The sequence below is a fragment of the Actinomyces provencensis genome (assembly GCF_900155435.1).
In the GTDB taxonomy this organism is placed as follows: domain Bacteria; phylum Actinomycetota; class Actinomycetes; order Actinomycetales; family Actinomycetaceae; genus Pauljensenia; species Pauljensenia provencensis.
Genome location: NZ_LT700212.1, coordinates 1050511 through 1071787, shown reverse-complemented (window position 1 = coordinate 1071787; position 21277 = coordinate 1050511). Strand labels below are relative to the sequence as shown.

24 protein-coding genes are annotated in these 21277 nt (G+C 70.4%); 17 read left to right on the top strand and 7 right to left on the bottom strand.

All coding sequences use genetic code 11. The features are described 5' to 3' along the window. The first annotated feature begins 373 nt into the window (after window positions 1-373). The 8 genes from BQ9890_RS04650 to BQ9890_RS04620 all read left to right on the top strand — a co-directional run bounded on the left by BQ9890_RS04650 (window position 374) and on the right by BQ9890_RS04620 (window position 4881). Window positions 374-1699, top strand: coding sequence for an AAA family ATPase (locus BQ9890_RS04650; RefSeq protein WP_075889729.1), 1326 nt, complete (start codon window positions 374-376; stop codon window positions 1697-1699). Window position 1700: 1 nt separating this feature from the next. Then, window positions 1701-1988 (top strand): WhiB family transcriptional regulator, encoded by a 288-nt coding sequence (locus BQ9890_RS04645; RefSeq protein WP_075889727.1) that lies wholly within the window; start codon window positions 1701-1703, stop codon window positions 1986-1988. Next, window positions 1985-2350: a hypothetical protein gene (locus BQ9890_RS04640; protein WP_075889725.1), complete on the top strand. Its 366-nt coding sequence runs from the start codon at window positions 1985-1987 to the stop codon at window positions 2348-2350. Before BQ9890_RS04645 ends, BQ9890_RS04640 begins: the two co-directional genes overlap by 4 nt. Further along, the gene (locus tag BQ9890_RS15615; protein WP_154671899.1) at window positions 2347-2517 is read left to right on the top strand and encodes a hypothetical protein; all 171 of its coding nucleotides are present in this window, start codon (window positions 2347-2349) and stop codon (window positions 2515-2517) included. The genes BQ9890_RS04640 and BQ9890_RS15615 overlap by 4 nt, the downstream gene beginning before the upstream one ends. Next, complete coding sequence (locus BQ9890_RS04635) at window positions 2514-2735, top strand: hypothetical protein (RefSeq protein ID WP_075889723.1); 222 nt, start codon at window positions 2514-2516, stop codon at window positions 2733-2735. Before BQ9890_RS15615 ends, BQ9890_RS04635 begins: the two co-directional genes overlap by 4 nt. Further along, a complete protein-coding gene (locus tag BQ9890_RS04630; protein WP_075889721.1) occupies window positions 2732-3268 on the top strand; it encodes a hypothetical protein in 537 nt (178 codons plus the stop codon). Before BQ9890_RS04635 ends, BQ9890_RS04630 begins: the two co-directional genes overlap by 4 nt. A gap of 109 nt (window positions 3269-3377) precedes the next feature. Next, the gene (locus tag BQ9890_RS04625) at window positions 3378-4295 is read left to right on the top strand and encodes a phage major capsid protein (RefSeq protein WP_075889719.1); all 918 of its coding nucleotides are present in this window, start codon (window positions 3378-3380) and stop codon (window positions 4293-4295) included. Window positions 4296-4500: 205 nt separating this feature from the next. Continuing rightward, window positions 4501-4881 (top strand): phage terminase small subunit, encoded by a 381-nt coding sequence (locus BQ9890_RS04620; RefSeq protein ID WP_230297818.1) that lies wholly within the window; start codon window positions 4501-4503, stop codon window positions 4879-4881. Between the two features lie 962 nt (window positions 4882-5843). On the opposite strand, the gene BQ9890_RS04615 is transcribed toward BQ9890_RS04620, so the two are convergent. The 5 genes from BQ9890_RS04615 to BQ9890_RS04595 all read right to left on the bottom strand — a co-directional run bounded on the left by BQ9890_RS04615 (window position 5844) and on the right by BQ9890_RS04595 (window position 8929). Next, window positions 5844-6209 carry a hypothetical protein gene (locus BQ9890_RS04615; protein ID WP_075889717.1) on the bottom strand — a complete coding sequence of 122 codons (366 nt, stop codon included), beginning with the start codon at window positions 6207-6209 and terminating at the stop codon, window positions 5844-5846. Then, on the bottom strand, window positions 6206-6826 hold the full coding sequence (locus BQ9890_RS04610; protein WP_075889715.1) for a hypothetical protein: 621 nt from the start codon (window positions 6824-6826) through the stop codon (window positions 6206-6208). Before BQ9890_RS04610 ends, BQ9890_RS04615 begins: the two co-directional genes overlap by 4 nt. Before the next feature lie 592 nt (window positions 6827-7418). Then, a complete protein-coding gene (locus BQ9890_RS04605; RefSeq protein ID WP_075889713.1) occupies window positions 7419-7901 on the bottom strand; it encodes a YbjN domain-containing protein in 483 nt (160 codons plus the stop codon). 48 nt (window positions 7902-7949) lie between these two features. Further along, window positions 7950-8414 carry a type III secretion system chaperone family protein gene (locus tag BQ9890_RS04600; RefSeq protein ID WP_230297817.1) on the bottom strand — a complete coding sequence of 155 codons (465 nt, stop codon included), beginning with the start codon at window positions 8412-8414 and terminating at the stop codon, window positions 7950-7952. A gap of 272 nt (window positions 8415-8686) precedes the next feature. Continuing rightward, window positions 8687-8929: a DUF7455 domain-containing protein gene (locus tag BQ9890_RS04595; protein WP_075889711.1), complete on the bottom strand. Its 243-nt coding sequence runs from the start codon at window positions 8927-8929 to the stop codon at window positions 8687-8689. Window positions 8930-9116: 187 nt separating this feature from the next. Between BQ9890_RS04595 and BQ9890_RS04590 the strand changes: the two genes are divergently transcribed. From BQ9890_RS04590 to BQ9890_RS04580, 3 genes are all read left to right on the top strand, one after another. Then, window positions 9117-11225: a DNA gyrase/topoisomerase IV subunit B gene (locus BQ9890_RS04590; protein WP_075889709.1), complete on the top strand. Its 2109-nt coding sequence runs from the start codon at window positions 9117-9119 to the stop codon at window positions 11223-11225. A 66-nt stretch (window positions 11226-11291) separates the two neighbouring features. Next, window positions 11292-12311, top strand: coding sequence for a GNAT family N-acetyltransferase (locus BQ9890_RS04585; RefSeq protein ID WP_075892727.1), 1020 nt, complete (start codon window positions 11292-11294; stop codon window positions 12309-12311). A gap of 148 nt (window positions 12312-12459) precedes the next feature. Further along, window positions 12460-13470 (top strand): N-acetyltransferase, encoded by a 1011-nt coding sequence (locus BQ9890_RS04580; protein WP_075892725.1) that lies wholly within the window; start codon window positions 12460-12462, stop codon window positions 13468-13470. Between the two features lie 126 nt (window positions 13471-13596). Here the strand turns inward: BQ9890_RS04580 and BQ9890_RS04575 are convergent, their stop codons facing one another. Continuing rightward, entirely contained in the window at window positions 13597-16071 is a 2475-nt protein-coding gene (locus BQ9890_RS04575) for a DNA gyrase/topoisomerase IV subunit A (protein WP_075889707.1), read from the bottom strand. 69 nt (window positions 16072-16140) lie between these two features. On the opposite strand from BQ9890_RS04575, the gene BQ9890_RS04570 reads away from it, so the two are divergent. Beyond that, window positions 16141-16680 (top strand): DUF5998 family protein, encoded by a 540-nt coding sequence (locus BQ9890_RS04570; protein WP_075889705.1) that lies wholly within the window; start codon window positions 16141-16143, stop codon window positions 16678-16680. 107 nt (window positions 16681-16787) lie between these two features. Next, on the top strand, window positions 16788-17900 hold the full coding sequence (locus tag BQ9890_RS04565) for an alkaline phosphatase family protein (RefSeq protein WP_075892723.1): 1113 nt from the start codon (window positions 16788-16790) through the stop codon (window positions 17898-17900). Window positions 17901-18000: 100 nt separating this feature from the next. Here the strand turns inward: BQ9890_RS04565 and sepH are convergent, their stop codons facing one another. After that, complete coding sequence (sepH, locus tag BQ9890_RS04560) at window positions 18001-19212, bottom strand: septation protein SepH (RefSeq protein WP_075889703.1); 1212 nt, start codon at window positions 19210-19212, stop codon at window positions 18001-18003. Between the two features lie 180 nt (window positions 19213-19392). On the opposite strand from sepH, the gene BQ9890_RS04555 reads away from it, so the two are divergent. The 4 genes from BQ9890_RS04555 to BQ9890_RS15815 form a co-directional block, all read left to right on the top strand. Then, a complete protein-coding gene (locus BQ9890_RS04555; protein WP_075889701.1) occupies window positions 19393-19695 on the top strand; it encodes a DUF4193 domain-containing protein in 303 nt (100 codons plus the stop codon). A 109-nt stretch (window positions 19696-19804) separates the two neighbouring features. Beyond that, window positions 19805-20461, top strand: a complete 657-nt coding sequence (locus BQ9890_RS04550) for a DUF3710 domain-containing protein (protein ID WP_075889699.1) — start codon at window positions 19805-19807, stop codon at window positions 20459-20461. Next, window positions 20454-20852 (top strand): hypothetical protein, encoded by a 399-nt coding sequence (locus BQ9890_RS04545; RefSeq protein WP_075889697.1) that lies wholly within the window; start codon window positions 20454-20456, stop codon window positions 20850-20852. Before BQ9890_RS04550 ends, BQ9890_RS04545 begins: the two co-directional genes overlap by 8 nt. Then, a partial coding sequence (locus BQ9890_RS15815) for a DUF3159 domain-containing protein (protein WP_195907628.1) occupies window positions 20849-21277 on the top strand: 429 nt, incomplete at its 3' end. The genes BQ9890_RS04545 and BQ9890_RS15815, both read left to right, overlap by 4 nt.

Here is a 21277-nt window from a genome sequence, read left to right as displayed (position 1 = left end):
GCGTGACACTCAGGGGCGACCGCGTGACGTGGCGGTGCGAACGGTGCGGGCATGTCATTCGTGGCGGCGACGGCTACATCTGGATGGACCGTGCGGACGCTTGGGCCGCGACCGCTGACACGTCGGTGCCTCACGCACGCTGGCAGGTGTCCCACACGCGGTGCCTACGCGGGGACGCTGACGAGCCGGTGGGTGCCTACAACATCGAGACGGACCGTGTGCGGACCGTGGCCGAGGTCGAGGACTGGACGCGGCACCTGAGGGAGAAGAGATGGTTCGCGGGGTGTGGGTGGCGGGAACTTGTCGCGGAGATTCACGGCGCCGCAACTGAGGGCAGGAGCCCGGCGACTCCTCTGCGGGGAGGTGCGCGGCGATGAACGAGATTGACGACTCCCTGACCTCCCAGGAGCGCTATGAACTGTTCCTTGCAGAGGAGATCGCCCGGCAGCGGGCACGCCGGGACGCGCGGCGCATCATCGGACGTGAAGAGCGCCTCGGTCACGACCTCGACGTGGCCATGCTCGCCGAGGTACTCCAGCGGCCCCCAGAAGCGCCCTACCGCGTGGAGGGCCTCATCCCCAGTGATGCGGGCACCCTCCTGGTCGCCCAGCGCAAGACGGGCAAGTCCACGTGGGCGCTGAACTTGGCGCGCTCCCTGATCCTCGGGAAGAAGTTCCTCGGCACTCTCGACGTGATCCCGGTGGTCGGCAACGTCGCGGCGCTGAACTTCGAGGTGTCCAGCCGCACCTACGCGACGTGGGCCCGTGAGGTCGGGATCCCGGGTGACCGGCTCGTGGTGGCCAACCTGCGCGGGGGCCGCAACCCCCTGTCTGACCCCGAGGACGGAGCCGCCCTGGCCGAGTACCTGCGTGCCCATGACGTGGAGACCGTCATCGTGGACCCGTTCGGGCGGGCCTACGACGGGGCGTCGCAGAATGACGCTGGGGAGGTCGGGAAGTGGCTCCTGGGGCTCGACCGGTGGGCGCGCAGCGACGTCGGGGCCCGAGACGTCATCCTCACGGCTCACGCGGGGTGGAACGGGGAACGCTCCCGTGGTTCCTCGGCCCTGGAGGACTGGGCGGACACAATCGTCACCCTGACGCGCGGGGAGGTCGAGGACGGGCCCAGGTACATGCGTGCCGTCGGCCGTGACGTGGACATGCCCGAGGACGAGCTCTACTTCGACCCCGGGACGCGCCGCCTCACCCTCACGGGCAGCGGTGGCCGCGCCCAGGCCAGTGCTGAGCGACGCGCGGTGGACAAGGCCCCCGAGGTCCTCCAGTTCATCACGGACAATCCGGGCGCATCGAAGAACGACGTGGAGAAGATGGGCGGTCGGAAGAGTGACCTCACCGCCGCGTTGAAGGCGCTCGTGGCCGACGGGGCCGTGGAGTCCCGGAAGCGTGAGGGCCGGGGCGGGGGCCTCGCGTACTTCATCACCGCGAACCTCCCCCAACATCCCCCAACATCCCCCGGGGGGACCTTAGAAACCTCCCCCATCCTCCCCTATAGGGGGGAGGTTCTTGGGGGGAAGTTAGAAGTCGAACCTCCCCCCACTCCAGAAGAGTGGACAGACCCTCGGTGGGGACAGTGCGTGATGCCGGAGAAGGGCGACAAGCCCGTGATCCTCAACCCCGCGAAGTACTCGGCATGGCGTCTCGCCGGACAGCCCACCATCGAGATCCCGGAGGTGGCCTGACATGGGGACCCCACCAGCCCGCCTCTCCGAGGCCCAGCGCGACGACCTCGACCGGCTCAACCAGGTGCTGGCCGAGGCCGACGTCCTCCCCTGCGGTGACGACGACCGGGCGATCTCCGAGGACCCCAGGGTGCAGGCCCTGGCCGCCCCCGCCTGCCAGCGGTGCCCGGCCCTCGACCTCTGCCGGGCCTACGGGCTGCGGTGGGTGGACGAGACCGGCCTCTACGGCGGGATGACACAACAGCAACGACAGGCAGCAGCACGCGACCAGGAAGGAACGGCAGCATGAGAACAGGCAAGGTCACGGGCACGTTCGCCCACGGGTACGCGGCGGGGGGTGTCCCCGTCCCACACACGGACCTGACCGTGACGTTCATCGCTCCAGTGGGGGAGTTCCCCGCTGACATGGATCTCGTCGTCCCCGACCGCGTGGTGTGCCACCTCGACGCCCGAGGGCGGATCGCGGACCCCACCGATCCCACGGGGCAGCGCCTCGGGGTGGAGCTCGCGGCGTCGGAGGCCGTCCCCGGCGGGTTCAGCTACCAGGTCGAGATCACCGGGCCGAGCATCGACCGGATCACCACACACGTCACCGTCCACGCCGACCAGGTCGTGGACCTCACCCGACGACAGGAAGGAGCAACAGCATGAACGACATCCTCTTCGACGCCGAGCGCCAGCAGATCACCGAGGTCACCGTCTGGGAGGACGTGGACGGCAACCCCGCGTGGATGCAGTCCAAGACCCACCCCGCCGAGGTGGTCCACGCCGAGGACGGGACACCCGTGGCCTTCTGGACAGATGAGGACCTGGCATGAAGCGGGAAGCAGAGGTGGTCCCCTTCAAGACCGCACCCACCGACAACCCCGACGTGTGCGTCGTCCACGTCAGGTGCCCCTACTGCCACAAGGAACACCGTCACGTGTGGGGCCCAGGCGAGGACGACCTCCCCGCGTGGAGAACCACTCACTGTGGCGGAAAGCGAAACCGAACCTACTGGATCACCAGCAACTACCCCGAGGAGTACATCCAATGAGCACGCAGGAACAGAACACCACCGACACGAACGAGCAGGAGACCACCATGAGCGACACCGAACACCAGGACGAGCAGGACACCACCACCGAGGACACCTCGACCGAGGAAGCCCAGCAGGAGGAGACGGCCACCGAAGACGAGCAGGACAAGGTCCTCACCGAGGACGAGAACGACGAGGAGCACAAGGGCGGTTCCGCCCGCGAGATCCGCTACCGCCGCCGCCTGCGAGAAGCCGAGGCCGAGCGCGACAAGCTCACCGAGACAGTCACCAACCTCCAGCGCACCATCGCTGAGGGGATGCTCGCCGACATCCTCGACCAGCCCGCGTCCCTGTGGCTCACCGACCACAAGGTGGGGGACTACTTCGAGGACGGCCAGATCGACGCCGAGCAGCTCCAGGCCGATGCGCGAGACGCGACCAAGACCCTTGGGTTGGCCCCCACGCGCCGCTTCAAGGGATCTGCCGGAGGCGGTGTCAAGACAGGCCCTCAGACCCGGCATGTGTCGTGGCAGGACGCCCTCCGAGGCTGACACCCCATACCCCCATCGGGTATCATTGAACTGTTGGGATACCGGTTGGTGACCGGACCCGGCGGGAATGAACCTCCTGTGGAGGACTTGATGGTCGAGGCGACCGTCGATGTTGAAACCTTGCGAACAACGTCGGCGGTCGCCCTTCCATTTGCGCCGCCGGGAATCAGGAACGAACACCATGACCATGCTCACCAACACCAAAGGAATCGGCGGCCTCCTCCCCGAGGACTACGCCCAGCTCATCGTCCAGCCCGTCACGCGCGACTCGGCAGCCGCCCAGGCTTCCACCGTCGTCACCACGGCCTCCCACGAGCTCCACTTCCCTGTCATCAGCGACGACCCCAGCGCCGCGTGGACCGCCGAAGGCGCCGAGATCGACCCCTCCGACGCCATCCCCGACGAGATCGTTGCCATCCCCGCCAAGGTCGCAGGATTGAGCGTCGTCACCCGGGAGCTCGCCAACGACTCCAGCCCCGCCGCCACCCAGATTGTCGGAGACGGCCTCGCCCGCTCCATCGTCAACCGCGTGGACGGGGCATTCTTCGGCAAGCAGGGAGCCAACCTCAACCAGCCCAAGGGACTGGAGGACCTGGTCGGCGTCGGCACCGTTACCGCACCCACCGCGTGGGCCGACCTCGACCCCTTCGCCGAGGCCATCTCCCAGGCCGAGACCGTGGGAGCAACCGTCAACACGTGGGTCGCGAACCCTGCTGATGCGCTCGCGCTCGCCAAGCTGAAGGACGAAGCTGACAGCAACCGCCCGCTTCTCGGCACGGACCCGACCCAGCCCACGCGACGCCTCATCCTCGGCATCCCGCTCCTGGTCTCCCCGGCCGTCACCGCTGGCACTGTCTGGGGAATCCCGAAGTCTCGCGCCTTCGTCGTCATCCGTGAAGGCGCAGTGCTGGAGATCGACAAGAGCGTCTACTTCACCAGCGATCGCGTCGCAGCTCGCGCCATCATGCGAGTCACCTTCGCGTTCCCCCACGCCGCTGCGATCCAGAAGATCAAGCTCAGCGCCTGATCGACACCGCGCCGACACCAGCCTGGCCGCTCGCTCCAGCACACCAGCTCCAGCGAGCGGCCACGGCCACGGCAGGGGTGGGGGGTGACCCCTTTGCCAAGTCTTGACCCAGACCGCAGGACAGGTGTCTAGGGGATTTGGGGACCGCTCAGGTCGAACCGGTCAACCATTCGTGCAGGTCAGAGAGCATTTGAAGGAGTAGGACGTGGGCGTCAGCCGCAACATGACGAAGCGGAACAGCCGCGCATACCGCGAAAACGGGGCGAAAGCAGCCGTTCTGCTGCCTGCTGGGGGCTCGGAGCTGCCAGTTCCAGCGATCCCACCCCAGTGCAAGGAGACGTGGAACCGTGCCCAGAAAGCGCGGTGGAAGGAGCTGTGGGAGTCCCCTCAGGCTTCCCAGTGGGACGAGTCGTGCCGGGGCACCGTGGCGGCGCTGGTGGCCTATGAGGACGCGATCCTCACGGGCGCGGCGTCGGCGTGGATGGCGCAGGAAGCCCGCTATGCGTCGGAAGCTCTGGGGTTGACTCCCAGGGCTATGGCGGCGTTGGGATGGGTCATCGACGACGCGGGGGCCTCTGGTGAGTAGCCGACGGGCGGCGCGTGCTCGGGCAGCGAAGGTCCAGCGCGCGGAGATGGTGGAGATGGCACGCCCGGTGACGGGGGAGCGTCCCGGGTTTGAGCGGCGCTGCTGGAAGTGCAAGGGCCCGCTGAACGGTGGCCGCCAGTCCTGCCCCGACTGCCAACAGGCGTTCGTGGACAACGGATACAGCTGGGGCGCGTGAGGGCATGAGCGGTCGCGGTCGGCAAGGACTACTCGACGGTCAGTCGTGACCGTCAGGTGTTGCACGATGCAACACCTGCCCCATCAGTCGAGTCTCCCCGCCCGTGGGTCGCAATCCCGCCCCCGGGAAAGTGATCGAGGGGGCCGTCTCGTCTCTGCGCCCGTGGACTGCACTCGATATTGCCACTGGTGGCAATAACGGGTCGCATCTCGTCTCTGCGCCCGTGGGTGGCACGCTTGCCGACCTCGGTGTTTTGCACTGGTGCAAGGGAGAAGGTCCTCGGTGCCCCACAATGCGTCGACTGTCGACGGAGACCGCGCTCGAGAACCGTCTGGGACCCATGCTCGAGTTTTGGGTGGCGTCACCGAGAAGGGCTCCCCACGTTCCGGGGCACCTTCACCCACACCCATGTGGAGGCCCTGCGGGCCCAGTGTTCCGGGAGCGTCCCTTCATCCCAAAGCGCCCCGGCGTTCCGATCCTCACATTGCCGCATCTGCCCACGACGAGTGGCGCCCACCTGTTCGGCGCGCGCTTCTGTTGTGGCCCTGGTCAGCGGTCCAGAAACGCTGGCACCCGCCGGTGGCACGACGGTTCGGGAAGGGTTGCCACGGCCCTCTGGTGTACGCGGGAGGGTCAGGAACGCGAGGGTGGTGTTCCGCCACCCACAACGGCCACCAGACGTGTGCTGGGAGCCCGTGTGGAGCGTCGGAGCCCTGCGGGGACCGGGGAGGACAGGAGTGCATCCCCTCGGCCCCCGCGTGGGGGCTCATTCGTACATGGATGCCCCGTCCTCTCGGCCTGTCGCGTAGGTGTCCTCGGGCTCGACGGTGTCGGGCGGGGTCCAGGAGGTGGAGGGGGCGGACAGGTTGGTCACTTCCCGCTCGATGCGGTCCGCTAGGGCAATGGCGCGGTCGAGGGCAACCCTGACGAGGCGCGCCTCCGAGGGTGGGAGGGCAGGCAGGACGGGGACGTCCAGCACGACGTAGACGTGGCCCAGGTGGTCGGTGGTGGCGGTGACGAAGATCTCGGGGCGACCGTGGACGATGTGGACGCGCTTGGTGCGCCACCGGTCCCCGGTCACGTCGTCGTGGTCCTCCTCGTCCCACCAGGGGGTGCTGGTCTCGGTGCTCATCGGATCTCCTCGGTGTTGTGGAAGAAGGCGAGGGCGTCCAGGTCGAGGACCAGGACGATCCTCACGACCTCGCTGGGGGTGAAGCTGGTGTGGCCTGCGAGGCGTCGGCGCAGGGTGGAGGAGCTCATGCCTGCCTTGCGGGCGACCTCGGTGGCGGGGATGCCGCTGTCGTGGATGGCCCACCCGACGCGGGCGGTCACCCTCTGCGCGTAGCGCTGGCCGCGTGTGGCGACGTCGTGGGCGTGCTCACGGCGACCGACCCGGGCCCGGTAGTCCTCCAGGCTGTAGGCGTGGTCGCAGGCGGCCTCGAAGCCGAAGATGGCGGTGGCCCACGGGCGGTCGGGGTCTCGCTGGTGGTCGAGCCACCCGTCCTCGAAGGCGACCTCCAGGGGACCACCCCAGTGCGGGGACGCGTCGCCTTCCTCCCCGGCGGCGTGTGTGTGCCAGCCCTCCAGGTAGGCCCGCGCGTAGTCGAGGCCGGCGAGCCCGTGCAGGACCTCGGGGAGGAAGCTGTGGGTGGGGGCACTGGCCGCGTCGAGGGCGGCCCTGCCCTGTGGGGTGATCGACCAACACGTGTCGGTCTCGGGAGCGGTGACGGTAGGTAGGGTGGTGTTCATGGCCGGGCCTTTCGAGCTAGGCCCCGGACCTAGGCCCCGGCGGGTGTTCCACCACCTGTCGGGGTCGCCATTTCAGTCCGGGATATTTCGACCCACAGCGTTTAGCCTTGACCTCGCGACCTGCACCGACGCACAGCGTGTAGCCCGCTAGAGTGAGGGACTACCTGGACTGACACGGTCCCGGAGCGCCCCGCTCGAAGTCCGCTCTGTTCCGACCTCGAAGTCCGCTCTGTTCCCACCTTGAGGTCCGCTCTGTTCGACCCGCGAAGTCCGCTCTGTTCGGGGGTCGAGGTCCGTCCTCGCGACGCGTCGGAGGCCTCGCGCGGCGCGTACCCAGGACGGAGGACACGGGCTGTCCATCCTGCTGTCTCTTCCCTGGGCGGGCGGTGTCCCATCTGTCCTGGGCCGTAGGGTGGAGTGTCGGTGTGCCGTCTGACCCGGCGGAGTTCCACCCCAGCAGGGGTGGAACCGCCAGCACCATCAGATGGCAGATCGGACTTCGCGCCCAAAACGGAGCGGACTTCAAGCCCCGGACAGAGCGGACTTCGAGCCTAGAACAGAGCGGACTTCGCGCCCGGGGGGTCAGGCGGGGTCAGGCGGGGTGCGTCCCCAGTGCGAACACCTCTCGCGCGGCCTCGAAGACCTGGTTGGCGGTGCCCAGTGCACAGCGGATCTGCTGGAGGAGCTGTGCATCGGTGGCTCCGGCCTCGTGGTCGATCGTGTGGGAGGCGAGGAGGACGAGCATGTCGGTGTCCTCGTCGAGGCGGTAGGAGCACTTCGGCCAGTAGTGGTCACGGTGCCAGTCCTCGATGAAGAGACGCAGGGCGTCCGCCTCGGAGACGGGGATGCGTTCGCGCAGCGCGCCCTGGACCTGGAGCACCTCGTCGCGCTCACCCACCACGAAGAAGTAGAACCCGTTCCCCTCCCAGTTGCCTCCCAGGTCGCCGTCCTCGTCGATCGCCCAGTGCCAGCCCTGTGAGTCGAGGATCTCGGTGAGGCGCTCCTGGGACAGGGGACGCACGGTGTCCTCTCGCGACACGGTGTCCTTCCCGGTCAGTCGGGTGAACCAACCCATGTGGTCGGGGTCCTTCCTCGGTGGTGGATGGGGAGCGGGCGGGGGTGCTCAGACGCCGAGCCCGCGGGTGATCTCGTCGTAGAACTGGGTGGCGGTGCCCAGGGCGCACCGGACCTGCTGGAGCAGCTGGGCATCGGTGGCCCCGTGCTCCATGTCCACGGTGTGCTCGGCGAAGACACGGATACGACCCTCGTCGGAGATGCGGTGGTAGCACTTGGGCCACAGGCGGTCGCGGTGCCAGGTGTCGATGAAGAGGCGCACCTCTTCGAGGTGTTCGATGTCGAGGGTCGTGTGCCACATGGACTGGATGTGGAGGATCTCGGAGTCAGCACCGCGCAGCATGAAGTAGAACTGGTTGTCGTCCCAGTTGCCACCGAGGTCGCCCTCGTTGTCGATGTAGTACTTCCAGCCCTGCTCCTCGAAGAGGCGGACCAGGCGGTCACGACTGATCGGCGTGGGGACGTCGGAGGCAGGAGGGGCCGACCTGGTGGAGAAGAGTCCCATCGTTCGCATGCCTTCCTCTGTACTGTCTCCCCAACCTACGCACCCTCGCGGGTGGCGGACAACTCCGTGGTGTCCACGCGCTCCCCACGGGGTCGCGACGGTCCCCGCGTGGCCGGGGTGGTCCCCGGCGGGGTCGTCCCCGGGGTCGGCGTCGCGGGCCACGTGTGGTCGGGGGAGCGGAACCCGGCTCCGGAACGCGTGCGGCGCCGCAGGGAGGTCCCTGCGGCGCCGCAGCGCGTGCACCGGGGTGTGTGTTCCCCGGGCGGGTGGTCACACGGGGTTCAGCGGACCCCGGTGCCCTTCTCGTCGGCGACCAGGAGGTGTGTGTCGTCCTGGATGGACAGCGCCGAGGCCCGGAGGGCCTCCATGTGCTGGCGCGCGTGGTGCGCGCAGAACAGCAGCTGTCCACTGGCCAGGGTGACGCGGACCCAGGCGCGCGCGCCGCAGTAGTCGCAGCGGTCGGCCGCCGTGAGGGCGGGTGCACCGGTGGGCTCGGGACGCTCAAGCATGCTCGTTGCGTTCATGACCCCATGAGACCACCGATCGGTCACGCGCGACAGTGCTGGGGGCCTTCTTTCGCCAGTGGCACAATTCCCCGGGACGGTCCTGATCTGCAGAATGTCGCCACATGTGGGGCATGGGGGAGGTCAGGATCGGGATGCCGCGGCGGGCCGACGTGACCGGCATGCGGACAATTCCTACTATGGGCGGGTGACGACAGACCCGGCATCCGACTACTCCGCTCGCCACCTCTCGGTCCTGGAGGGCCTGGAGGCCGTGCGCAAGCGTCCCGGCATGTACATCGGCTCCACCGACCACCGTGGACTCATGCACTGCCTGTGGGAGATCATCGACAACTCCGTGGACGAGGCCCTGGAGGGCTACTGCCGCACCATCGACGTGCGCCTGCACCCCGACCACTCCGCCTCCGTGTCCGACGACGGCCGCGGCGTGCCCGTGGACGAGGTCCCCGGTGTGGGGCTCTCGGGCGTCGAGGTGGTCTACACGAAGCTGCACGCCGGCGGGAAGTTCGGTGGCGGCTCCTACGCCGCCTCCGGTGGGCTCCACGGGGTGGGTGCCTCCGTCGTCAACGCCCTGTCCGCCCGCATGGACGTCCAGGTCGACCGCAACGGGCGCACCTACCAGATGTGCTTCCGACGCGGTGAGCCGGGGACCTTCGACGACTCCCGGGTCCGCACCCCGAACTCGCCCTTCAGCCCCTTCACCGAGTCCTCCAGGCTCCAGACGGTCGGGAAGGTGCGCAAGGGCGTCACCGGCAACAGGGTGCGCTTCTGGGCGGACTTCCAGATCTTCCCCTCCACCGAGGGCTTCTCCTGGGAGGAGCTGCTGGCACGCGCCCGACAGACCGCCTTCCTCGTGCCGGGCCTCACCATCAACTGCTGGGACGAACGTGGGGAGGAGGTCGTCCAGGAGTCCTTCCACTACGAGGGCGGCGTGGTGGACTTCGCCGACTGGCTCGCCACCGACGGACCCGTCACCGCCACGTGGCACGTGACGGGGGAGGGCACGTACCACGAGGTCGTCCAGGAACTGGACCCGGAGACCGGTCACCTCCACCCCGTCGACGTGGAACGCACCTGTGAGGTGGACTGCGCCCTGCGGTGGGGCGTCGGCTACGAGACCCGCACCCTCTCCTTCGTCAACATCATCGCCACCCCCAAGGGCGGCACACACGTCGCCGGCTTCGAACAGGCCCTGCTCAAGGTGTTCCGTGCCCAGGTCGAGCGCAACTCCCGGCGTCTCAAGGTCTCGGCGAAGGACGGCCGGCCCGAGAAGGACGACATCCTCGCGGGACTCACCGCGGTCGTCACCGTGCGTTTCCCGGAACCGCAGTTCGAGGGACAGACCAAGGAGGTGCTCGGGACCCCCCAGGTCCGCGCCATCGTCGCCCGTGTGGTCGGTGAGTGGTTGGACGCCAAGCTGACCTCCTCGCGCCGCGACGACAAGCAGCAGGCCCAGCTGCTCCTGGAGAAGGTCGTGGGCGAGATGAAGGCCCGCGTCTCCGCGCGCCTGCACAAGGAGATCTCGCGACGCAAGAACGCCCTGGAGACCTCCTCCCTGCCCGCCAAACTCGCGGACTGCCGCTCCGAGGACGTCCACCACACCGAACTCTTCATCGTCGAGGGGGACTCCGCCCTCGGCACGGCCAAGGCGGCGCGCAACAGCCAGTACCAGGCGCTGTTCCCGATCCGCGGCAAGATCCTCAACGTCCAGAAGGCCTCCACCGCCGACATGCTCGCCAATGCGGAGTGTGCGAGCATCATCCAGGTCATCGGCGCCGGGTCCGGTCGCACCTTCGACCTCGCCCAGGCCCGCTACGGCAAGGTGATCCTCATGACGGACGCCGACGTGGACGGGGCCCACATCCGCACGCTCCTCCTCACCCTCTTCTTCCGCTACATGCGGCCACTGGTGGAGGACGGGCGTGTCTACGCCGCCGTGCCCCCGCTCCACCGCATCGAGGTCTCGGCCTCGGGTCGGCGCAAGCGGGAGTACATCTACACCTACTCCGAAGCGGAGCTGCACACCCAGCTGAAGGCCCTCCAGCGGTCCGGGCGCCACTGGAAGGACCCGATCCAGCGCTACAAGGGACTCGGCGAGATGGACGCCGACCAGCTGGCCGAGACCACCATGGATCCCGCGCACCGCGCCCTGCGCAGGGTCACCCTGGAGGACGAGGGCGCCCTGCGGGAGGCCGAGGACGTCTTCGAACTCCTCATGGGCTCGGTGGTCGGACCCCGACGTGACTTCATCGTCTCCGGCGCGGACCACATCGACCGGGACCGCATCGATGCCTGACGCCGCGGTGTCCACCCATTCCCGAGGTGGGCACGGCTCCTGCGTGCCGACCGTAGGATGGTGGGCATGACTGGACTTGCCGAGCGACTGGCGCCGCCGGCCTCCGTACCGTACCCGGGTGCCCATCTCGGACTCCGTTGGCGTCCGCTCATCGCCTCCGACGGTCCCGCAGTGGCGGACCTCATCCGCCGGGTGGAGGCCGCCGACGACGCCATCCACCGCACCTCGGCCTCCGAGGTGGCCGACATGATGGAGGGGCACAGCGGGGTCGACCTGCTGGACACCGCCATCGGACTGGACGCCGAGGGCCGGGTCGAGGCCGTGGCGACCGTCCGCGTGGAGACCGCGGTCACGGAGATGGCCGTGGCGGTCGTCAACGCCTTCATCGCCCCGCACTGGCGGGGACGCGGCCTCGGTCGCGCACTGCTCTACTGGCAGGACGGACGTGCCCGACAGCTGCTGGTCACCCAGTTCGGCGCGGACTCGGAGGTGCCGGCCGCGATCACCAACATCGTCGACTCCCACATGACCGACCGGCGTCGCCTCTACATCGCGGGTGGTTTCCACGCCCAACGCAACTTCGCGGTCATGTACCGCGAGATCGAGGGATCGGAGACCGCGCCACCCGCGCGCGCCGGGTACACGGTGGTCCCCTGGCACGAGGTGCCCGTCGAGCGCGTCCGCGCCCTGCACATGGAGGTCTTCCAGGACCACTTCTGGCCCGAGATGCGCGGCGTGTGGTGGGAGGAGGCGGTCACCGAGCTCGACCGGCGGTGGTCCTTCGTCGCACTGGACCCACGGGGGGAGCCCGCGGGCTACGCGGCCGTGGGCCGACCGGCGGATCGCTGGCTCGCGGAGGGGCGCACGGAGGCCTACGTCGAACTGATCGGAGTGGGGCGCGAGCACCGCGGCGGTGGCCTGACCTCGGCGCTCATCGGCTCCGCGGTCCAGGCGGCGGCCCGCTCGGGGGTCTCCCGCATCGGGTTGGACGTCGACACGACCGGCGCCACGCACGCGCACGCGATCTACGAGCACCTCGGCTTCATCGACGACCGCTCGCAGGTGTACTACTCCATCGAGCACTGACGGGTCGGACACCGGACGCAGCGCACGCACCGTCCGGGGACGCCCAGGACAGCCGCCGAGACACGTCGGCGGGCCACCATGACAGGCAGCAGGACCGAGGGGAGGTGACAGGCGGGTGAACGAAGAGGTCAGCAGCAGGAACGGGTCGATCTCCGCGAGGGTCGCGGCCCCCCTGTCCCTGCCCGTGCCTCCCTCGACCCACGGGATCCTCTGGGAGCGGCTGACGGCGGACCACGTCGCGGCCCTGGCGAACCTCTTCGCCCGCGTGGAGGCCACCGACAACCCGCCCTACCGCACCTCGCGTGAGGAGGTCGTGGAGATGCTCGGCCCCACCAGTCAGTGGAGGGGCCTGGCCGGGTACGCCACCCGAGGCATCGCCAAGGGACAGATGGTGGCCTACGGCCTGGTCGCGCTGCGCCTGGCGGGCCACGTGGAGTGCGTGTGCCAGGGGGGTGTGGATCCACGCTTCCGCAGGTTGGGGCTGGGGCGCTCGATGATCGAGTGGCAGACGGCCACCGCACGCCAGATGCTCGCCACCAATCCCGGGCAGGGCAACGCCCAGATCGTCATGCACGTCGAGACGGGCCACGAGGAGCTGGAGGACCACCTGGAGTCCCTGGGCTACCACTGGGCGAGGACCTACTACGAGTTGCGTGCCGATCTGTCCTCACTGCCGGACGGGCCGGACCTGGGCAGCTACCTGGGCATCGAGGCGTGGTCGCCCGAACTCGACGACCTGGCCCGGCGGGCCTCGAACAGGCTCTCCGAGCAGGAGTGGGGGCGCCCACCCCAGACGATCGAGCAGTGGCAACGGGGACGGACCGACTTCGTCCCGGGATGGTCCTTCCTGGCCATGGACCGCACGGGTGACCGTCCCCAGGTCGCGGGCTTCCTGCTGGCGTCGCGCTACGAGCAGGACTGGGCGGCACTGGGCTGGAAGGAGGGCTACATCGACCAGATGGGTGTCCTCCAGCCGTGGCGCCACACCCGGGTGGCCGACGCCCTCATCGTCGCCTCCATGCAGGCCCAGCGCACCGACGGCATGGACCGGATCGCCGCGGGACTGGGATCGGCGAACCACTCGGGTGCACTCGTGGTCTACGACGCGCTCGGGTTCCGCACGGTGGGGCAGTCCCGCCTCTACGCGATCAACGTCTGAGGTCGCGGTGTCCGGGAGGCCCTCCAGCGACGAGGGCGGCCCGTGCTGACGAAGGCCGGTGCTGACGAGGGCGACGCTCGCTGACGCAGGCGTCCCGCGCCGACGAGGGCGAGCAGGAGAGCCGCCTCAGCCGATGGAGGCCACGGGGTGCCTGAGGACCTCTCCGGACCCGTCCCTGCGGGGGTCCTCCTCCGGCAGGTCCACGGGGGACCCGTCGGCCGAGGCCGCACGCACCGGTCGGGGCCCCACCCAGGCGATGTCGAGTCGGTCCTCCCCACGCAGGAAGCGCTGGGCGCGCACGCCCTGACCACCACGGCCCTTGACCGGGTACGCCTCCAGGGGCGTGACCTTGGCCGTGGTCTGTCCCGTGCCGGGCAGTGCCCCGGCAGCGGCGGCGACGGTGACGACGGCGCAGTCCGACGCATCCGTGACCACCCAGAAACCGATCGCCTCGGACCCCTCACCCAGCTTCATCCCCGCCATCCCACCTGCCGAGCGGCCCTGGGGACGGACCTTCGCCGCAGGTGTGCGCAGCAGCTGCGCATCGGAGCTGACGAAGACCAGGTCCGCGTCATCGGGACACGCGGCGATGCCGAGCAGCCGGTCGTCCCCCTCGAGGGAGATCACCTCCCAGGAGTCGCGTTGGGGCGCATCCGGGCGCAGCCGCTTGACCACTCCGCTGCGCGTCCCCATGGCCAGGACCTCGGTGGGGGCCGTACCGATGAGGCCCACGGCGGGCTCGTCGGTGTGCAGCAGCAGCGAGGCCGGGGTCGCCGCGGCCAGGGACAGCCCCGTCTCGAAACGCGGCAGTGCCGGCAGGTCGACGACCTCGATGCGGTGGGCGAGGCCGTCGGCGGTCACCACCGCGACCTGGGAGCGCACGGTGGAGGCGAGCTGCGCGTGCCACGCATCGGCGCTCGCACGCGGGCCGGGCTCCAGTGGGTCCGCCCCCTCCACGCGTGCCAGGGCCCCCGTGGCGGTGAGGACCACGGTGCAGGGGTCGTCGGCGATCTCCAGGTCCAGGCCCCTGCCGCGTGAGGAGGTCTCGGGCAGTGCGGCCGCGAGCGCTGCGGGCCCACCCGCCAGGGCGCCGCCCTCGTTCCCCGCGGAGGTGAGGAGCAGCGTGCGCCGAGGTGTCCCCAGCCTGCGTGCGACCTCCTGCATCTCCTGGCGCACCCGGGCGCGCAGGAGGTCCGGGGAGGCGAGGAGTTCCTCCAACTCGGCGATGCGGGCGCGCAGGTCGTCGCGTTCCGACTCGAGCTCGATGCGGGAGAACTTCGTCAGCCTGCGCAGGCGCAGCTCCAGGATGTGGTCCGCCTGGGCCTGGGAGAGGTCGAAGGCCATCATCAGGCGTTCCCGGGCCGAGGGGGTGTCCTCCGAGGAGCGGATGATGGCGATGACGTCGTCGATGTCGACGATCGCGATGAGCAGGCCCTCCACGAGGTGGAGGCGCTCACCGTACTGCTGGAGGCGGTGGCGGGAGCGGCGCGTGGTGATGTCGAGACGGTGGTCCAGGAACACCTGGAGCATCTCGCGCAGTCCCATGGTGTGGGGCTGTCCGCCCACGAGGGCGACGGCGTTGATGGAGAAGGACTCCTCCATGGGGGTGCGACGGTAGAGCTGCTGGAGGACGGCCTCCGGGTTGAAGCCGTTCTTCACCTCGATGACGAGACGCAGCCCGTGGTGGCGGTCGGTGAGGTTCTGCACGGCGGAGATTCCCTTGAGGCGCCCCGCCGAGACGTTCTCCTTGATCTTCTCGATGACGCGCTCGGGGCCGACCATGTAGGGGAGTTCGGTGACGACCAGGCCGTGCTTGCGCGCCGTCACCCGCTCGACTGCGACCTTGGCGCGCGTGCGGAATGCGCCGCGGCCCGTCTCGTAGGCCTCCCGGATGCCGTCCAGGCCGACGATGATCCCTCCCTCGGGCAGGTCGGGGCCCGGGACGTAGCGCATGAGCTCCGCGGTGGAGGCCCCCGGGTGGTCGAGCAGGTGGCAGGCGGCGGCGACGGTCTCGGAGAGGTTGTGCGGGGGGATGTTGGTGGCCATGCCCACCGCGATGCCGGAGGACCCGTTGACGAGGAGCTGCGGGAAGCCGGCCGGGAGGACCTCGGGCTGGAGGAGCTGGTTGTCGTAGTTGGGGACGAAGTCCACGACGTCCTGGTCGAGGTCGGCGACCATGTCCAGGGCGGCCGGCGCGAGGCGGGCCTCGGTGTAGCGGGCGGCGGCGGGGCCGTCGTCGAGGGACCCGAAGTTGCCGTGCCCGTCGACCAGGGGGACCCGCAGGTTGAAGGGCTGGGCCATGCGCACCAGCGTGTCGTAGATGGCGGAGTCCCCGTGGGGGTGCAGCTTGCCCATGACCTCGCCGACCACGCGCTGGGACTTGACGTGTCCCCGGTCGGGTCGCAACCCCATCTGGTCCATCTGGTAGAGGATGCGGCGCTGGACGGGCTTGAGACCGTCGCGGGCGTCGGGCAGCGCCCGGGCGTAGATCACCGAGTACGCGTACTCCAGGAAGGAGCCCTTCATCTCCTGGGAGACGTCGATCTCGGAGATGTTGTGGTCCTCGGGCGGCACCTGCCGGGTCGACTCCTTCTCGCGCATGGGGGCCATTGTCCCGCCGCGTGGGACCCTGCTTCGACTTCACACGCCGCCCGGGGGCACAATTGGCGAATGGACATCTGGCACGAGATCGAGTCCCTGGGCTTCTACCCCGTCGTGGTCGCCCGTTCCCTGCGCCGCGGGCTGGCGGGGGCGGACCCCCTGGCCACCCTCTGCCAGCTCGACGCCGCCTTCGACCGGGGGACCATGTTCCGACACCTCACGGTGGCGGCCCTGACCCCCACCCAACTGGTCCAGGTCCACGTCGACGAGCTGGAGGACGGGGGAGCGATGGTCCAGACGGCGCTGGCGCCCCTGTCGGGCATCCGCGGCGCCTCCGTCATGGAGCTCGTGGCACAGCCTGCCACCGACCCGGCGTCCTCACCGACGGAGGTCACCGTCTCCGTGGACCTGGGGGGCCAGCGGCGTGCGGAGATGGAGCCCCGGCACTGTGACGACCCGGAGTGCTCCGCGGACCACGGGTACGCCGCCACGAGCTTCCCCGACGACCTCGCCATGCGGGTCTCCTCCGCCGCCGACGGGGACGAGGCACTGGCGCGCGCCGAGCACTTCGTCGACGTCCTCACCGCACTCATCGGAGGCGCGAGGTGACCGCCCCCCGCGGCGGGGCACTCCCCGGTCCGACCGGTACCCGCCCCCGTGCCACGGGCCCCGTCCCCGCCGCGGGGCACCGGTGCCCCGCCGACGCGGACGTCCCCGTGCCCGACCTGCCCCCGCAGGGGGCGCTGCGCCTCACCGACGTCCTCGGGGCGTGCGTGGCCGCACTGGACCCGGACCTGCCCGGTGCACGGGACGCCGCGCGGGAGGCCCTGGCCATCGAACCCGCGGAGCAGGTCCTGGTGCTCCTGGTCGACGGTCTCGGCTGGGTGCCCCTGGAGGCCCGCCTCGGCCACGCCCCCGTCCTGAGGGCACATCGGGAGGCCACGACGGTGGTGCACACCGTGGCGCCCTCGACGACGGCCGCAGCGATCACGGCCTTCGCCACGGGGCGGCTGCCCGGGGCGACGCGCATGGTCGGCTACTCGGTGTTCGCGGAGGGCGGGACCATGAACCTGCTGGCCTTCGCCGAGGGGGTGGACCCCGTGCTGTGGCAGCCCTGCGACACGACCTTCGAGGTCCTGGCCCGGGCGGGGGTCACGTCCGCCGTGGTCTCCCCCTCGGCCTTCGCGGGGTCGGGGCTGACGAGGGCGGCCCTGCGGGGCGCACGCCACGTCGGGGCCACCGGCTGGGAGCAGCGCATCCGCGCCGCACTGCGTGAGCTGCGGGCGGGCACACGGGTCGTGTACCTCTACTGGTCCGACATCGACCACACCGGGCACCACCACGGTGTGGGCTCGGAGGAGTGGACGGCGGCCCTGGAGGAGTTCGACGCCGGGCTGCGCCTGCTGCTGGCCGGGCTGCCGCGCGGGGTGCGGGCGGTCCTCACCGCTGACCACGGGATGGTGGACACCTCCCCGGACCAGCTCATCGACCTGGCCGAGCACCCGGAACTGGACGAGGGGCTGGCCGGCATCGGGGGTGAGGCGCGCTGCGTGCACGTCCACGCCCGGGAGGGCGCGGCAGCAGGTGTGCTCGAGCGCTGGAGGGACGTGCTGGCGGAGCGGGCCTGGGTGTGGGGCCCCGAGGACATGGCCGAGGTGCTGGGGCAGGGACCCGGTTCTGCCGTGGTCGGGGACGCCTTGGTCTTCATGCGCGGGCACCGCGGGATCGTGGACTCCCGTGTCCAGTCGGCGGGATCGATCTCGCAGGTCGGGATCCACGGGTCACTGACCAGTGACGAGATGCTCGTGCCGGTGATGCGCCTGGCCTGAGGTCGGCTGAGGGGCGGGGCACCCGGCGGAGCGGGACCGCGGCCGGGCCGGCACGCCCGGCGAGGTCACCGCCGTGCCGCTGCGGTGTCGGTGCAGGGTGTCACTGGGGCTTGGAGCCGAAGACGATCTCGTCCCAGGAGGGCACCGAACGCCGCCGGGTCCGCTTCTTCTCCCGGTCCGGTCGGGCGGGGTCGTGGCCGACCTCCTCGAGTCCCGGCAGGGTGCCGGTCCGGGGTGGCTCCTCCGTGCCGTGGTCCTGCGGGGGGACCGGGGCAGGACCGGCAGTGGTCGGACGGTCGTGCACTGTCCGCGGGCGGGACCCGTCCCCGGAGCCGGTCCCGTGGTGGTCGCCCTCGTCAGTGGTGCGCCCGTCGGCGGGGCCCTCGTCGGTGGTGGCTGCGCCCGGGGCACCCGGGGTGGTCCCGCTGTCCGCGGACCGGGCTGGGGAGCTCGGTGTGGGGGCGTTGGTGCGTGTGCGGGCGTGGGCCAGGGAGTAGATGCGCGCGGAGAGCGAGCCCGCCGGTGGTCCGGACGGGGCGTGGTCCGTCCCGGGGGCCGTCACCGGGGCTGCGTCCTCGTCCTCCTCGTCCTCGTCGTCCAAGGCGATGTCGATGTCCTGCCGGTGCCCGCGTGCGGCGTTGAGCTGGTCCAGGAGCGCCTCGCGTGCCCGGACGTCCTCGTCGCCGTCCCCCCGGGGCGTGGAGGACTGGTTCGGCAGGGGGGTGAAGACGGCTGCGACGGGGGAGGGCGCGGCGGTCTCGGTGAGCCAGCGGGCCTCCTGGTCGATGGCCTCCACGGAGGAGGCCGAGGGGGAGAGGCTCCAGTGGGCGGCGTGCTCGGCGGCCCCCTGGAGGAAGGTGAGTGCGATCTCCCAGGGGCCCTCACCCGGACGGCGGGCGGACCAGGACAGGGAGGCGGGATCGACCCCGCGGGCGGCGAGACGGTCCACGACCAGGTCCCCCATGACCGGGGCGTCGCGGTCTCCCCCCACGTGGGTCTCCAGCGCGCGGGAGAGTGCCCACTCCTTCTCCGCGGCGACGGGCGCCTCGAAGCGACGGATGTGGGCGATGTCCATGTTGGACTCGCGTGCGAGTTCCTCTGCGGTGAGCCCACTGCGCAGGAGGGACTGGATCTCGCGGGGGCGCAGCGGACGCTCCCCCGGGGAGGGCACGGACTCGAGCCGTGGGCGGTCCCGGCGCACGGCTCCGCGCAGCTCATCGGTGATGGGCACGCTGTAGCGCTCCCCCCCGGCATCGGTCATGACCAGTGACTGGCCGTCCGCGCCGGCTCCGAGCAGCTCGAGCTCGATCATGGGCACCTCCTGCAACTCTCCACAGGGCATGGTCTCAGAGTCTCGGGGTGCGTGCCCGGCGCACGGCGGGCGTGTCCGACAACTCGATGGCGCGCGCCCCTCCCAAGTGTTACCATCCCTGCGCCGAGCACCCCCGCCGCGGACGCACCGCCCGGGACCGTCACTGAGTGAGGAGACAGGGTGGCCACTGACTACGATGCACCGCGCAAGACTGACGACGACGTCGCCGAGGACTCCATCGAGGAGCTCAAGGCACGGCGCAACGACGCGGGTTCCAATGACGTGGACGAGGACGAGAACGAGGCTGCGGAGAACTACGAGCTCCCCGGCGCCGACCTCTCCAAGGAGGAGCTCACCGTCCACGTCGTCCCGCGTCAGGAGGACGAGTTCACCTGTTCGCACTGCTTCCTGGTGCACCACGCCTCCCAGCTCGCCTACGTCGACGACAACGGGCTGCCCGTGTGCACGGAGTGCGCGGGCTGAGGACTCCCGCCCCGGGGCCGTGAATCCCGGGGCACACCGGGACGGGACACCGTCCCCTCCACCGCGTACGGTGGTGGACTGACACACCACCGGAAGGACAGGACCGCGAATGTTCGGGCGCTCACGCCATCAGCAGGACCGGGCGGGTGGGGCCGAGGCCTCCGCGCCCGAGGAGGACCACCTGCCGACCCTCCAGGAGGAGGACGCGATCTGGTCCACCCCCGGACCCCGCACCCCTGACGAGGTCGACACGGGCAGCGGGTACGTCGACATGGGGTCGCTGCTCATCCCGGCCGTGCCGGGCATGCAGCTGCGCACCCAGGTCGCCCAGGACAAGCGCACGGTGCTGCGCGCCCTCGTGGTGCTGGGCGCCTCGGGCATCCAGATCAGCGTCGCGGCTGCGCCGAGGTCGGGTGGGGTCTGGGACGAGGTGCGGGAGCAGATCCGGTCGGGGATGGAGTCCGACGGCGCCACCGTCGTCCCCACCACCACCCGCTACGGCGAGGAGCTCCTCGCCGACATGCTCGTCACCCTGCCCGACGGTTCCCGGGCGACCTCCCGCATGCGGGTGATCGGACGCGAGGGACCACGCTGGTTCGCCCGCATCGACGTGCTCGGACCGGCCGCGCAGACCCCCGAGGCGGGTGCCGAGGTCGAGAAGGTCATCGACCGCCTCGTCATCGTGCGCGACGACCTCCCGCGTGCCCGGCTCGACCTGCTGCCCCTCCACGTCCCCGAAGGGGCCGTGGAGGTCCCCGATGTCTGACCACCCGCGGTGGGGGAGGCGCTCCCTGGCGGAGCGCCTGCGACTGCGCTGGTCGGGGACCTCACGTGAGGCGATCGAGGCCGACGACGAGGTGCGCAGCCGGCTCTCCCGCGGGACCATCCCGATCTCGGAGGTGCAGGAGCGCCACAAGGTCGTCGTCTCCGGGGTGCTGCAGTCGATCACGTACTCACCGGTGGACGGCCCGGTACGCCTGCTCGCCACGCTCTACGACGGGACCGGGACGATCGAACTGCGGTGGCTGGGTCGGCGCGCGATCCCCGGCATCTCGGTGGGGCGCCACCTCGAGGTCGAGGGCACCGCGTCCCTGCACATCGACCACCTGGTCCTCATCGACCCCCTGTACCGCCTCCTGGCGCCGGGGTCCGCATGAGCAGCGGCGACCCGCAGGGCTGCCGCGACACCGGGTACCCGTCCGGAGTCACCGACGGGGCAGGGGGAGCAGGGGTCCCGGGGGAGCCGGGGGCCCGCGCTGCGGTGCCGGGCTGGGCGTCCGGCCTGGACCGCGACACGTTCTCGGTGACGGAGACCGTGGGGGGATGGCGCGGTGTCGTGGAGTCGGTGGCTCCCGGTCTCGTCTTCGTGGTCCTCTACGTCACGACCCGGGACCTCGCCTGGACCCTGGCCGCCTCGGCCGGGCTCTCCGTGGTCTTCTGCGTGGCGCGGCTCGTGCGCGGTCAGGCCCTCACACAGGCGGTCTCCGGCCTGCTGGGCGTGGGCATCGGCGTGGTCTGGGCGCTGCTGTCGGGTCGGGGTGAGAACTACTTCGCGTGGGGCATGGTCACGGCGGGGGGCCTC